Origin of the sequence: Nocardioides humi, from assembly GCF_006494775.1 — a bacterium.
Classification (GTDB): Bacteria; Actinomycetota; Actinomycetes; order Propionibacteriales; family Nocardioidaceae; genus Nocardioides; species Nocardioides humi.
In genome coordinates this window covers 814929-827205 of the sequence record NZ_CP041146.1, presented here as the reverse complement: position 1 = coordinate 827205, position 12277 = coordinate 814929, and the positions used below count along the sequence as shown (strand labels likewise).

The following is a 12277-nucleotide window of genomic DNA, read 5'->3' as shown; positions in this document are numbered from 1 at the left end:
ATCCCACGCGGTTTCGCGGGCGAAGTCTCATCTGCCCCGGTGACCGATCCTCTGTGACACATCAAGGAGCGCGTCCTCAAGGGTGCGCCATATGAGACGCCCGACGATCGGGCACGCGGTCGAGCCCTTCAACGCCAGGCCCGACTTGCTCGCCGTATGGCTTGCCGCACGCGGCTCGATGGTGAGGGCCATTGTCTCGGCGACCTTGCCCTCATCGGGTGCCACGGCACGCGACCCACGGAGCGGGAGGCTCCTGGCGCAGCGCACCGCCGCGTCGCAAGGCCCGCGGTCTCGGCTTCAGTCAGTCGCCCCGAGTCTCGACTCGCCCCGGCCTCTGCTCGGGTTGAGGGGACTCACGGATATCTGGAACCACGGGATCCGGAAGCGGCTCAAGCCGCGGCCGCTCCGGCGGCTCCGGACGCTCCGGCGGTGCCGTGTCGTCACTCATGCGGATCATGAAAGCATGAGCCGGACCACCAGCGCGACTGTTTCGATTGACAGTCCGAGCACGCCGATCGCGATCGCCGTCTGCATGTGCTCAAGCTTCCGATAGTTGTACGCGTGGTGTTCATCGTGGCGGATAGCCAAGCTGTAGTGGAGGTGGGCGATCCCCTCGTAGCTCGGCAGGTCGAGAGTCGACTCGATCAGCCGTGCGCTCAACTCGAACTTGAACACGCGCGGCTTCAAGATGTATAGCGCACTCCCGGCGACCACGACGAAAGCCAGGAGGGCGAGGATACCGACGATATCGACGGCACGGGTGTCACCGAGGCCGAAGGCGGCCGCCACAATGGCACCGAAGCCGACCAAGCCAATGGCGCGCTCGCGCACCGTCTGTACGCGCTCGCTTTGTCGGTCGATCGACCGCCTGGCCTCCTCAAGCATCAACCGGTACTCCGGATCCCAGTCGCGTGCGGCCATGACGACAGAGCCTAGTTGCCTGAATCGGAGCATTCGCTGAGCCGAAAGCTCTTTCCGTGGGTGCCGCGCTCACTGCAGGAAGTGGACCCGTCCACGGGTCCAGATGGACTGAGATGATGGCAGCCTTGGCCCCCTCGCCGGAGGGCGCCGGAAGGGAAACGGTTATGGCCGACAAGAAGAACATTCACACGGTGCCGACCGAGGACGGGTGGGCCAACCGCCGCGAGGGTGGAAAGCGCGCTTCGAGTACGCACGACACCAAGGCCGAGGCGCAGGCGGCCGGTCGCGCAGCGGCGAAGAAGGATGGCGTCGAGCACCTGATTCACAAGAAGGACGGCAAGATCGGAGAGCGCAACTCATACGGCAACGACCCTCACCCGCCGAAGGGCTGAGCGACAGATCGATTGGGCCGGTCAATACTTCCTACGGCCAGCATGAGCAAGTTGCCCACCTCGTCGGGCATGTTCGCCAGCGCGATCGAAGAGGTGCACGCTGCAGCTCGTGTCGAGGACCGCGCGCAGGGTCAGCTTCGAGCGCGACTTGGCGTTCGAACGAGCGATGAGGGATGCGCTTCGCGAACTCCTCGGCTTCTGGTCCTCGCGGATCAGTCTCCCTTGGTCCTTGGTGGGGTAGGTGCATGCCGCGGCATCAGCCCGGAGGCGCCGGCACGGAACGCGGCACCCCCGTCTTGGGTGAGAAAGAACATCTGACTCGCCGGGTGGCCGATGAAGTCGCGCAGCACGAGCAGACGCTCGACCAACTCGTCATCGTTGTTTGGCAGCCGTCGGTGGCTCAACGGGTCGAACAGGAGTTGCGCAGTTACGGCGCCCCGCGCGGGCGTCTCATCACGGATCTGGCGCGGCTTGCCTGGATTGTCAGCCAGCAGGTTGTAGAGGAACTTGGTGGCACCGAGGACCTTCGGACGTGTGTCGCGGCGGTGTGACTTCTCATCGAGTTCGTCGATCACCAACAGCGGGACCACGATCCGCAGCTCGTCCTGCATTGCCGGGTGACTGAGCCCGGTGGCGTCGGCGAGCGCTTGGTGCCAGTCCAGGGCATCGAGATCCCTGGAGGTCTTCTCCATCCAAAAGTTGGTGTCGATCAACACGTAGTTGGTGAACTGACCGTCGTTTGGCGACCACGCCTCGGCTTGCTGCGCGACGGCATCCGCAGTCGCCTCGAGTACCCGCCGGCGATGCTGGAGCTCGTCGGTGATCACGTTGACGGTGGTGAGGACAGAGGTCCTGTCCGCCTGCGTCGCCCAGTAGCGCGGGGTGGTGATCAACCGGTCCAGATCGCTGGGGGAGAGCATTCCCTGAAGCATGCGGATCTGGTCGGCCGCCCAGCGCAGATAGCCGTCGACGACGTCGGTTGCGCCCCCGGACACCGAGTGGGTGGCGTTCGCGGCCGACCGTAGCGTCTCGGCCAGGTGGTCGCCTGTGCCGCTCATGGGCCAGACCATGTTTCGACGGTCCACTACACACCTTCCTCACTTCGGAAAGCGTACGGACACTGCCACGGCTGGTCTGTTCTAGCCAAGCTGGTTCACCTCAGCGAAGTCCTTGAGCAACAGCCACCTGCCTGCGTCCGGAGGCCCAGCCTCGAGCTGGGGTTCGCGGCGCTCTGAGAACTCGGCACCCAACAACCTGGCCCAGCGCCGGACGTCGTTGGCGATGGCCCCGCCCGGATCTATCCCCGGCTCGCCTCGTGCGGTCCTTGACCAGACGCCGAATGTCTAGCTGATCAGTGTTGAAAGAACCATCTGGTCCGTTTGGAAATGTTCGCTGCATCTCGACACTGACTGTCGAGACGCAGCGAAGATTGCCGACCTTCTCGCGGGCAGCCTTGACGGAGCCGACCTGATCGGTAGGTCTCGTCAAAGTAGACGTTGGGCCCGTCTGTCGGCCCTGTCCGTGTACGGCCAGTCGCATCGCCGTCGGGGCGCTCGGCGATCAGCACGTCCTTAGTAAGGTACGCCGGCATTCTGCTTGGGCCACCACGAGTAGTCAGGGTCGGAAATCGACCGCAGCGTGGTCGAGCGGACGTTACTCGAGGCCAACGGCCCGTCGCGACGGTGTCGTGAGCGCCGAGACCGGCCCCCGGGGAAGACCGCCTCGTGACGCGGGCGGGCGGAGCGCTCCCACCAGCTACCCTCCGAGCCATGGGCAACGCAGCGGGCGCGAAGACAAGTCGTGAAGAAGAGATCGCGTTCCTCGCCATGGAGCAGGTCCTCGCGGTCGACATCAAGCTCGCGGACGCTGGCGCCGGCAACAAGATGCCCGACGGCACCTGGACCTACCCCGACGACCACGAGCGTCGCGGCATCGTCGAGATCACGTCACCCCCGGCCACGAGCCTCATGGCCACATGGGCGGCCGCGAAGAGGGAGGGGAAGCCCCAGGAGGAGGGCGGGTCAATCCCGGTGCGCCTGGGCGAGCTCGCGGAGGTGTGTACCGAGATGCTCGCCGAGACCTGGGCGAAGGAGAATCTCGACAAACTGCTGGGCCAGCCAGCCGACGAACGGCACCTCTTTCTGTTTGCGCGCGGCCACAAGGAAGGCGGCCACTACTTCTACCGGCTCTCCGACTCCTACGAGGACGGCTCACTCGAGCACGTCGGTGACCTCGTCCTCCCGGACGGCATCTCCGACATCTGGTTCCGGGGCCGCGCGCGGCGGGACTTCGACCAGCCGCTAGGTACAACAGAGATCTGGCTGGCGAGGTTCCAAGCAGGATCGGGCTGGCGCCGTTACGTCGTGAGCATCGAGGAGCAGCATCTCCCGTCCCCCAACAAGGGACTCGCCGTCGACAAGGTGCCCGCCGGCTGGCGGCAACCGAAGGACCGATCCACCACGCCCGCAGGCGAGTGAGGACGGCGGTGGGGGTCGGCCCCCACGCCTCAGGCGCCGAGCCCGGCAGCGCCGCATCCGTGACAGCGTTCCTGGCACGGGACGGCTCGCCCTTCATCTCAGTCAGACGGGCCGTTCCTGGCAAGGTAGCGATTCACCGGGCCGAGATCCGTGCGACGATCCGGCTGATCGGCTCCTGCCGACCACGCCACTACCTAAGGGACATGGAGCGCACGGGTAATCGTGCCGGACCACTGAAAGACGAGACGCCGCAGGAAGCCGACCCGGGTATCCGCGCCGTCAAGCGGATGTTGGCGACAAGTCGAGTCGGCGATGCTAGGTTCCGGTCGAGTACTGCGGGAGGCATGGTTGAGCTCGGACCCTTTCAGCGCGGCGGCATCGGCACTGGGCTACTTGTACCAGTGCAAGTACTCGCTGTTGGCTGCGCTGGAGCGTATGGACGGTTCACCGCTCCTGGTGGAGATCGAGACCCTCGACGACGTCACTTTCCCTCAAGGCGCGGAGCCGATGGAGCTCCTGCAACTCAAGCACCACCAAGGCGAGCGACGTCCGGATCTGACGACCGCCAACACGGACCTGTGGTCGACACTCCGGGTGTGGTGCACACGGCTGGTCGCAGGTGAGTTGTCCGACGACGCATGCCTGTTCCTCATCACGACAGCGGGATGTGCCGATGACTCCGCGCCCGCGCTGCTGGGCATCTCAGACCGAGACGTCGAGAAGGCTGAAGAGCTGCTCCTCGATTACGCCAAGACCAGCGACGCCGTGTCGACCCAAGCAGCCCGCAAGGCGTTCCGTGACCTCAAACGCGCCCAGCGCCTGAGCCTGCTCGATCGCGTCCGCATCATCTCCGAAGCCCCCGAGATCGACGGGCTCGACGATCGACTGAACCAGCGCTTGCGTTTCGTCCGGCCGAGCAAGGTCGATTATGTCCGTGAACGGATGGTTGAGTGGTGGTACGCACGCTGCGCCGAACACTTGAGCAAGAAGCGGCCGGGAGCCATTAACTCGATCGAGATCGACCTGAAGATCGAGTCACTCAGTGACGCGTTGACGGCGGACAATCTCCCCATCGACGTGCCCGAGCCATCTGACGCCGACCTGGGCGATGTCGGCGACAGCATTTTCGCCCGGCAACTCTCGCTGCTACCAGTCTCTGGCACCCGGGTACTGCAAGCAGCAAAGGACTACATGCAGGCCTTCAGCCAGCGCTCACGCTGGCTCGGGGCCGAGCTGCTCACCGTGGGCGACCTTGCTGACTACGAGTCCGACCTCGTGAGCGAGTGGCGGCGCCGGTTCACCGTGATGTGCGATGAGATCGGCCCGGCCGCTGCTGAAGAAGAGATGCAACGCGAGGCGAAGCAGTTCTACAAGTGGTTTGAGCTCGAGGCCGACTTTCCCATCCGCCCACGGTGCACCGCGGCCTTCGTCACCCGCGGCTCGTTCCACATCCTCAGCGACCAGATGCGCGTCGGTTGGCACCCCAACTTCGAGAGCATCTTGTCCACTGCAATCGGAGAGAGCACAGCATGACGATGCTGCCGCCGTGGGAAACACGGGTGCGCGAGGAGGCGAACCTCTTTAACCCGTACTTTCTCGCGGTCACCATCCGGCAGGCGGCGCGCGCCTACGAAACCGCCCGTGGTGAGGGACTTCCCTGGCCACTCCCGTTCCTTTGCGTGCCGCTGCTCCTCCACGAGCACTCACGTCAGCAGCTCCCCTACAACTCGCGCACTGATCTCGTAGTTTGGCTGGCCGACCACCCCGACATCCGGTTCCTCACACCCGGCCGCGTGAGGCTGCTCCGCCCGCATGTCCGTGAAGCGCTCCTCGTCGGGGTGCGCGAGGGAATCTTGACCATCAACCGGCCGGAGCTGACGATCGGCCAAGGGCCGACGCGACTGACACAGACACGTCTCGACCGCACCGGCGCCGTCGCTGGCGAGATTCTGAAGGAAGCCACCAAGCTTGGGCGCTGGCTGGCGCGCAACGGCACTTGGCAATACCAGCTGACCCTCTGGGGGTGAGCGCGTGAGCTTCCAACTGAGCAGGATCATCCTCTTCCCGCACGGTGACCGCGAACCACGTGTCGTGCCCTTCAAGACGAACGCGCTCAACATCATCACCGGCGACTCCGGCACCGGAAAGTCCGCGATCATCGACATCGTCGACTACTGCCTTGCCAGCGGCGAGTGCCGCGTCGCCGACGGTGTGATCCGCGACAACGTCTCCTGGTACGCCGTCGAGCTCGTCGTGGGTGAGTCGCGCGTCCTCGTCGCCCGCCGCGGACCCGAAGCCGGCCGCCCTGCTTCCAACGATGTATGCGTCCTGTACGACCAGACCGATCTTCCGGCCGCCGGTTCGCTCGAGCCGGTCACCAATGTCCCAGGACTGGAAGCGCTGCTGACCGAGCTCGCCGGCATTCCTCGCACAGCCGACCCGGACGGACGCCTGGCACCGACCTACAGCGCCACCATCAGGCACGCCTCGCGGCTGCTGTTCCAGAGTCAGAACGAGATCAGCAGTAACACCTTGCTCTTCCATCGCCAGAGCGACGACTTCGTCAAGGCGTCGATCCGCGACACCCTTCCGTTCTTCCTTGGGGCGGTAGACGCCGATGACCTAGCCCTGGCCCGCCGCTTGGTCGACCGCCGCCGCGAACTCCGCCGCGTCCAACAGCAAGTCAGGGAGCTCGAAGACCTCGCTGACGTCGAAGGATCTCGGGCCTCGATGCTTCTCCTCGAAGGCATCGACCTGGGGGCCATCGAGCCGGTCGACGCTCAGACGCCAGCAGGCGAGTCGGTTCCTCGACATGAGGCCATTGCCCGCCTCCAAGGCGTCACCATCGACGACGCTGACGACCGTGAGATCGACGCCGGCGCAACCACCGACCGGCTCAACACGCGACGTCGAACGCTTCGAGACCAAGCGCGAACCCTTAGAGAGGACTACCAAGCCACTCAGGAGCAGCTCGCCGAAACCCGCGACTTCTACGACGCCCGCTCAAGTTTCGACAGCGCTGCGGCGGACCAGATCGAGCGGTTACGACTCGGGGCTGAGGTCACAGAGGGAGCACCGGCACTCCACGAGTGCCCTATGTGCTCCTCCGAGCTCGACCAAACTCTGCCGGCACATGCCGACGTGCTGGCCTCGCTTCGCAGTCTCGAACAGACTGTTACGGCGTTCTCTCAGGACCCGCCGCAGTTGCGCGCCTTGGCAGAGGATCTCGCCGGCCGCGCGAGTGACCTGCGGCGTCAGATGGTTGAGGTCACGGCGCAACTCGAGGCGCTTGACCTCGAGCAGCGCCGCCTGCAGGGCAACGTCGACCAGCGCGATCAGCGACTCCTCTGGTTCGGACGGGTCTCTCTGTTCCTCGAGTCCGTGGCCGAGGAGACCCGGCTGGCGGATCTGCGCCTTCGAGTCTCTCGACTACAGACCGAGATTCAGGAGCTCGAAGAGAGGGTGGGGCCTGGCGCAGTACGTGACCGAATGGCCTCCATCGTCTCTCGGCTTTCCCAGACCATGACTGCATCTGCCGCGCCTTTGGATCTCGAATGGTCGAACTATCCAATTCGGTTTGACGCGCGAGAGCTCACGGTAGTCGTCGACGGCCCCAACGGTCCCATCCCGCTGCGCCGCGTCGGCAGCGGTGAGGCGTGGGTGGCGTACCACATGGTCACCCATCTTGCGCTGCACCAGCAGTACGCGAGGGCGGCCCGACCAGTGCCGCACATGCTCTTCCTCGACCAGCCAAGCCAGGTCTACTTCCCGCGTGAATCCGACACCGTGACCGTCGCGGAAGAGCGCATCGGAGATATGGCCGCGGCAGAGCGACTGCTACGAGTCGCGTACGAGGCCACTCAAGGCGATGCCGGATTCCAGGTGATCATGACCGAGCACGCTGAAATCGACGAGGACTGGTTCCGCGAGAGTCTCGTCGAGGATTGGCACGAGGGTCGTGCACTCATCCCAGCCGAGTGGCTCTAGCGACCACAGGGACAGAGGTTGCGTTCCCCAGCATCAGAGAACGAAGCCCGCCCTTGGCCGCTCTTCGGTCCGCCGCTGGCGGTCATAGACCCGGCGCCGGCTCGTGCACGGTCAGCCGCGAGCCGCGCGTTCCGGGAGGCCTTGCAACTCCGCAGCCCGTCCACCTGAGCACGACATAACGTCACTAGATTGACTTGTCGTAGGCAAAGTCAATGTTCACTGCATCTCGACAATCGGGGCTGCGCAAGGGGTTGGCCAGAAACTTCTTCAACTTTCGGGGGGACGCCTCTGACCTGCGCAAACGCGCGTCCCCCTCAGTGTCCCCCCTCGAAATCAGGGGTCTGGGGGGACGGATGCGGGGACGCCCGCTCGCGACCTTTCTGCCGTGCACAGCCACGGACCAAAGGAGCGAGTGCGATGAGTGTGGGCGACCAGCTCGGCCTCGACGACAACAGCGAGCTACTCGACCAGGCCCGCCAGAAGTGGCCGGCCTGGGTGGCCATCGATCCGCGCCTCGGTGTGGTCGACAACTTCGACGACATCCGCTCCTGGCTGCCGACGGTGGACCACGAAGAATCCGACCAGGTCCTCCTGGCGCTGGCCATGCTGGCGGCCCCCGACGGTGGTGACGACATCGCGGCTGCGGCCGCGCTCGCCAAGTGCCTGCTGCCCGGCGCCTGCCGGCTCGCTGGCTGGCTGAGCACCCTCCCGCCGCGCGAGGTCTTCCGCGACAGCCAGCCAGTCATGGCGGGCACCTGGTCGGCGGTCGAGCGTGTCGACGAGCTCGTGGCTTCGCAGCTGTGGATCGAGGTCCGCACGTTCAAGTGGCGCCGGCTCCGGAAGGTCGCGTCCAACATCTTGATCAACACCCGAGTCGGCGTGCTCCGCGAGGTCGGCGACTTCTTCTACGTCTCCCGGGCCGACCGCACTTGGGCGAACACGACCCTCGTCGAGTCCTTCTCGGCCGGCGACATTACGAGCGCCGACGACGGCGCCGGCTACTCGGCCGAGATGCGGACCGAGCGGGTCACAGGCGCGCTCTTCCACCGCCCCGAGATCCTCGCCGACGCCGGCCCCGAGCAGGAGGAGCCCACGGCCACCGAGGAGCTCCTGGAGCTGCTCGCGTGGGCGTGCGACCACGAGGTCATCAGCCCCGCCGACCGGTACCTGCTGCTGTGCCTGGTCGAGGAGGCCGACCGGGTCGAGACCCGGCGTCTGGCGCGCGGCTACGGCGGCCTGCTCAGCAACGAGGTCTCCAGCCGGGTCGCGCCCCGCATCGGGGTCTCGGAGGCAACCGTCCGACGCCACGGCTCGCGCACCGTGCGCGCCCTCGCCGCGGCCGCCCCCAGGAAGTTCGCCCATGACGAATGAGCCCGGAAGTGATCGCTCGAACCGCCCCGCAACACATAGGCGAGTGGAGGTGGTGAAGCCCATGACAAACACCCACGACGGCGAGACCCGAACGCCGGAGCAGGTCGCCGAGCTGTTCACGATCGCCGGCCGCGAGATCGAGGCCATCGAGCAGCTGACCGGCTGCGTCGCCCAGCTGCACGAAGTCCAGGCCGCCAAGGCACAGCTGGCGAGCCTGACCCCGGCCGAGGTCCGCGCCGCACTCGAGTTCCGCCGCGGCACCATCGGGGAGGCCCAGTGAGCACCCAGACCTCGAGCCGCCCGGTCGGCGTCGACGAGCTCAAGCGCGCCTGGCAGGCACTGAACGCCGGCGAGTTCCGCACCGGCCCCGGTGCCGGCAAGGGCCCCCGCGGCCGCGGCACCGCCGCCGAGGACGACTGGACCCCGGCCGACGGCGAGCACACCATCGCCGTGATCGGGTCCGCAGGATCGGTCGGCGCGAGCACCGTCGCCCTGGCGACCGGCCTCGCTGCAGCCGCACCGGTCCGCGTCATCGAGTGCTGCTCGGTCACCGCCTCCGGCCTCGCCGCGGCCAGCACCGCCGAACTCGGCCTGCACCCGACCGACTGGCGCCAGGGCAAGCGCGACCACGTCCTGCTCGAGCGCGCCAGCGAGGTCCTCGCCGACGTCGACGAGGTCCCGCTGCCCACCGACGCCGAGCACGACGCCCAGCTGACGATCCTCGACATCGGCTGGGAGGCCGGCCAGCTGCTGGCCACCGACTGCTGGCTCGCCGAGGCCGTCCGCACCGCCGACCAGGTCGTCCTGGTCACCACCGCCACCGTCCCCGGGATGCGCCGCGCCGGTGTCGTCATGGACCTCCTCGCCGGCCACTGGCAGCCCGAGCAGATCACCCTCGCCGTCCGCGGCCCGCGCCGCAAGAAGTGGCCCCGCGGCCTCGAGCACGCCGGCGGCCCCTCCGTACGTCGCGTCCTGGACGCGGACCGATGCGTGGAGATCCCCGAGGACCGCGACCTCGCGGTCAATGGCCTGGACTCCCGGCCCGTCCCGGCCCCCTGATCTCGGCAGCAAGTCAGCTGCTCGAGCCCCAACACCTGTCCACCGACACCAGCGAAAGCGCCTGACCCGCCCGGGTCAGCAACCCCAGAAAGGAAGTCCACCCATGGACGTCATGACCGCACTCCTCCCGATGGCCGCCCAGGTCTGCCCGAAGGCGCCCCCGGGTGCTGTCGGCCCCACCAACGAGATCACCAGCTACGTGCTGTGGGGCGTGATCGTCCTGTTCGGTCTCGGCATCATCATCGCCATCGGCGCGATCATCGCCGGCCGGGTGTTCTCCCTGCCGCACGCCTCCAAGGTCGGCGTGATCTCGGTGGTGGTCGTGTTCGCCTGCGCGATCGCCTACCTGGTGCTGCCCGGGATGCTCAACGGGATCCTCGGCAAGGGCTGCATCTGATGCGGCGCGCAGCCACGAAGAAGGCAGAAGGCACCAGCGAGTGGAGCCGGCGCCGGTTGCTCGGCATCCTTGCCGCCGCCGTCGCCGTGGCTGCGCTCCTGCTCGGCGGCCTCGTGTATGCGGTCTACCTGGCGGTCTCCGGTATCGGTGGCGAGGCCAGCGCGAACACCGGCGTGGCCACCGGCGAGACCGAGCGCTCGACGGTGGCCCGCGGTGCCGCGCATCGCGACGAGATCGCGGCCGAGCCGATGCTGACCGTGCCCGAGAGTGCGGCCTTCCCGGCCGAGACCACCAGCGCCAAGGCCCCGGAGATCAAGATCCCGACCGGGACCGGAGTCAACGGACCCGCGTTCGTGATGACCGGGTTCCCGCAGACCCCGGAGGGCGCGATCGGCCAGCTGGCCCAGATCGACCTCGCGGTGCTGCAGTCGATGAGCCTGAGCACCGCCGAGGAGGTCTACAACGCCTGGGCGCTGCCCGGCGGGGTCCGGGCGGAGGACTGGTGGATCACCGCCAGCGTCCGCGCGTTCCTCTCCAGCACCGGGATGGGCGAGGTCAAGGACCCCAGCGCCTCGGTGTCGCTGGAGCCGGCCGCCGCGCTCGTCAAGGGCACCGACGGCCCCGACTGGGCCACGGTCTGCGTGCTGATGAAGGTCAGCGCCACCTACAAGTCCGAAGGCCAGATCGCCTTCGCGCACTGCGAGCGCATGCAGTGGGTCGGCGGCCGCTGGATGGTCGCCCCCGGCGCCCCGCCGGCACCCGCGCCAGCGACCTGGCCCGGAACCCAGCTGGCACACGAGGCCGGCTGGCGCACCTGGTCCACCGACCACACCGAACCCATCAACCCCGGCGACCACGGCGACCACGGACACCACGAAGGGGAGCACTGAGATGAGCAACCGCATGAACGACTCGATGGGGGAGTCCCGCACCACTCTGCTGCGCGTGGGCGTCCTGGTGGTGATCGCCGCACTGGTGGCGACCGCCGTCTGGCTCGGAGCGCGCGGCCGGGCCGATGACGACGACGACACCGGCAAGACCAGCGGCGACTCCTCGAGCCATACCGGGCAGCAGGGGCAGAACGTCTCGGTCGACCAGGTCGCCCCGGAGACCGCCCCCGCGGACGGCGTGGTGATCCCGACCGGAGCCGACCAGGTCGACGGCTACCCGACCCGGTTCCCGCAGACCGACCTGGGCGCGGTCGCGCTGCAGGTCGAGGTCGCCAAGGCGCAGGTCGGGTTCGACTACGACCAGGCCGCCGCCGTCGCCGGCCTGTACGCCAACCCCGAGGACAAGGCCGTCTTCGAGCAGCGCGCCCGCGACGCCGTCGCACTGCGCCGACAGCAGGCCGGCGTCCCGAAGGAGGGTGACGTCCCCCGCCCGCGTCGTACGCCGTGACGCCGATCGCCTACACCCTCGAGGAGCTCGACACCGGCTACTACGCGGTGAACCTGCTCAGCTACGTCACCCTCACCACCGCCAACGGCAAGGTCAGCGACGGCCTCTACGCCGGCACCCAGCTGATGCGGTGGATCGAGGTCGACGGCGTGGGCGACTGGCGCCTGGTCCAGGGCAGCGATGAGGACATCGAGCACCTGGTCTCCACCGGCCAGCCCAAGGCGGTCGCGCCCGGCACCCCGGAGTACAAGCAGGCCGGCTGGATCCCGATCAAC

Annotated in this window: 13 protein-coding genes; 11 read left to right on the top strand and 2 right to left on the bottom strand. The window is 67.3% G+C overall.

Going from position 1 to position 12277, the window contains the following annotated elements:
• Nucleotides 1-453: 453 nt before the first annotated feature.
• Nucleotides 454-921 (bottom strand): hypothetical protein, encoded by a 468-nt coding sequence (locus FIV44_RS04040; RefSeq protein WP_141003361.1) that lies wholly within the window; start codon nucleotides 919-921, stop codon nucleotides 454-456.
• A gap of 164 nt (nucleotides 922-1085) precedes the next feature.
• Between FIV44_RS04040 and FIV44_RS04035 the strand changes: the two genes are divergently transcribed.
• On the top strand, nucleotides 1086-1313 hold the full coding sequence (locus tag FIV44_RS04035) for a DUF2188 domain-containing protein (protein WP_141003360.1): 228 nt from the start codon (nucleotides 1086-1088) through the stop codon (nucleotides 1311-1313).
• Between the two features lie 212 nt (nucleotides 1314-1525).
• Here FIV44_RS04035 and FIV44_RS04030 read toward each other — a convergent pair whose 3' ends face one another.
• Nucleotides 1526-2371, bottom strand: a complete 846-nt coding sequence (locus FIV44_RS04030) for a PIN domain-containing protein (protein ID WP_181410975.1) — start codon at nucleotides 2369-2371, stop codon at nucleotides 1526-1528.
• 711 nt (nucleotides 2372-3082) lie between these two features.
• On the opposite strand from FIV44_RS04030, the gene FIV44_RS04025 reads away from it, so the two are divergent.
• From FIV44_RS04025 to FIV44_RS03980, 10 genes are all read left to right on the top strand, one after another.
• Nucleotides 3083-3790: a hypothetical protein gene (locus tag FIV44_RS04025; protein ID WP_141003358.1), complete on the top strand. Its 708-nt coding sequence runs from the start codon at nucleotides 3083-3085 to the stop codon at nucleotides 3788-3790.
• 348 nt (nucleotides 3791-4138) lie between these two features.
• Complete coding sequence (locus tag FIV44_RS04020; RefSeq protein WP_181410974.1) at nucleotides 4139-5323, top strand: ABC-three component system protein; 1185 nt, start codon at nucleotides 4139-4141, stop codon at nucleotides 5321-5323.
• Nucleotides 5320-5817, top strand: a complete 498-nt coding sequence (locus tag FIV44_RS04015) for a three component ABC system middle component (protein WP_141003356.1) — start codon at nucleotides 5320-5322, stop codon at nucleotides 5815-5817. The genes FIV44_RS04020 and FIV44_RS04015 overlap by 4 nt, the downstream gene beginning before the upstream one ends.
• A 4-nt stretch (nucleotides 5818-5821) precedes the next feature.
• A complete protein-coding gene (locus tag FIV44_RS04010; protein WP_141003355.1) occupies nucleotides 5822-7777 on the top strand; it encodes a DUF3732 domain-containing protein in 1956 nt (651 codons plus the stop codon).
• A 417-nt stretch (nucleotides 7778-8194) separates the two neighbouring features.
• Nucleotides 8195-9148, top strand: a complete 954-nt coding sequence (locus FIV44_RS04005; RefSeq protein ID WP_141003354.1) for a hypothetical protein — start codon at nucleotides 8195-8197, stop codon at nucleotides 9146-9148.
• A gap of 61 nt (nucleotides 9149-9209) precedes the next feature.
• Nucleotides 9210-9428, top strand: a complete 219-nt coding sequence (locus tag FIV44_RS04000; protein ID WP_141003353.1) for a hypothetical protein — start codon at nucleotides 9210-9212, stop codon at nucleotides 9426-9428.
• Nucleotides 9425-10207, top strand: coding sequence for a hypothetical protein (locus FIV44_RS03995; protein WP_141003352.1), 783 nt, complete (start codon nucleotides 9425-9427; stop codon nucleotides 10205-10207). Before FIV44_RS04000 ends, FIV44_RS03995 begins: the two co-directional genes overlap by 4 nt.
• Before the next feature lie 103 nt (nucleotides 10208-10310).
• Nucleotides 10311-10604, top strand: a complete 294-nt coding sequence (locus FIV44_RS03990) for a hypothetical protein (protein ID WP_056890610.1) — start codon at nucleotides 10311-10313, stop codon at nucleotides 10602-10604.
• A complete protein-coding gene (locus FIV44_RS03985) occupies nucleotides 10604-11494 on the top strand; it encodes a hypothetical protein (protein ID WP_141003351.1) in 891 nt (296 codons plus the stop codon). The genes FIV44_RS03990 and FIV44_RS03985 overlap by 1 nt, the downstream gene beginning before the upstream one ends.
• A 1-nt stretch (nucleotide 11495) precedes the next feature.
• Nucleotides 11496-12002: a hypothetical protein gene (locus FIV44_RS03980; protein WP_141003350.1), complete on the top strand. Its 507-nt coding sequence runs from the start codon at nucleotides 11496-11498 to the stop codon at nucleotides 12000-12002.
• The last annotated feature ends 275 nt before the right edge of the window (nucleotides 12003-12277 follow it).

Bases quoted from the DNA above. Each gene is read 5' to 3' on its own strand.
- FIV44_RS04040 (WP_141003361.1), bottom strand. From the start codon at position 921: ATGGCCGCACGCGACTGGGATCCGGAGTACCGGTTGATGCTTGAGGAG.
- FIV44_RS04035 (WP_141003360.1), top strand. From the start codon at position 1,086: ATGGCCGACAAGAAGAACATTCACACGGTGCCGACCGAGGACGGGTGG.
- FIV44_RS04030 (WP_181410975.1), bottom strand. From the start codon at position 2,371: ATGAGCGGCACAGGCGACCACCTGGCCGAGACGCTACGGTCGGCCGCG.
- FIV44_RS04025 (WP_141003358.1), top strand. From the start codon at position 3,083: ATGGGCAACGCAGCGGGCGCGAAGACAAGTCGTGAAGAAGAGATCGCG.
- FIV44_RS04015 (WP_141003356.1), top strand. From the start codon at position 5,320: ATGACGATGCTGCCGCCGTGGGAAACACGGGTGCGCGAGGAGGCGAAC.
- FIV44_RS04005 (WP_141003354.1), top strand. From the start codon at position 8,195: ATGAGTGTGGGCGACCAGCTCGGCCTCGACGACAACAGCGAGCTACTC.
- FIV44_RS04000 (WP_141003353.1), top strand. From the start codon at position 9,210: ATGACAAACACCCACGACGGCGAGACCCGAACGCCGGAGCAGGTCGCC.
- FIV44_RS03990 (WP_056890610.1), top strand. From the start codon at position 10,311: ATGGACGTCATGACCGCACTCCTCCCGATGGCCGCCCAGGTCTGCCCG.
- FIV44_RS03985 (WP_141003351.1), top strand. From the start codon at position 10,604: ATGCGGCGCGCAGCCACGAAGAAGGCAGAAGGCACCAGCGAGTGGAGC.
- FIV44_RS03980 (WP_141003350.1), top strand. From the start codon at position 11,496: ATGAGCAACCGCATGAACGACTCGATGGGGGAGTCCCGCACCACTCTG.